This is a genomic window from Corallococcus sp. AB049A, assembly GCF_003668885.1.
Lineage (GTDB): Bacteria > Myxococcota > Myxococcia > Myxococcales > Myxococcaceae > Corallococcus > Corallococcus interemptor.
The window spans coordinates 1-431 of record NZ_RAWL01001179.1; the positions used below are offsets into that span (position 1 = coordinate 1).

The following is a 431-nucleotide window of genomic DNA, read 5'->3' on the forward strand; positions in this document are numbered from 1 at the left end:
CGGCGAGACCGAGCGCATGAGCGAGCGCCACCCGCGCGAGCTGGAACCGCTGACCGACAGCATCAACGCCTTCATCGAAAGCGAGCGCGAGAACCTCGAGCGCCAGCGCAACACCCTGGCCGACCTGGCGCACAGCCTGAAAACGCCGATTGCCGTGTTGCGCACGCAGATGGACAGTGGTGCCGGCGACGGCGCGCTGCGTGAGGAACTGGACGTGCAGCTGCAGCGCATGAACAACCTGGTTTCGTACCAGCTGGCACGCGCGGCCTCGTCGGGCCACAAGCTGTTCTCCGCGCCGCTGCCGATCGAGTCCAATGCCGAGGAAATCGTGCGTGGCCTGGAAAAGGTCTACGCTTCCAAGGGCGTGCTGTGCGAATTCGATATCGATCCGGCCGCACGCTTCCACGGCGAACCGGGCGACCTGCAGGAAC

The 431-nt window shown here is 65.7% G+C and carries 1 pseudogene; it reads left to right on the forward strand.

The features are described 5' to 3' along the window. Window positions 1-16 precede the first annotated feature (16 nt). Window positions 17-431, forward strand: a pseudogene (locus D7X55_RS46705) (hypothetical protein); the annotation flags it as partial.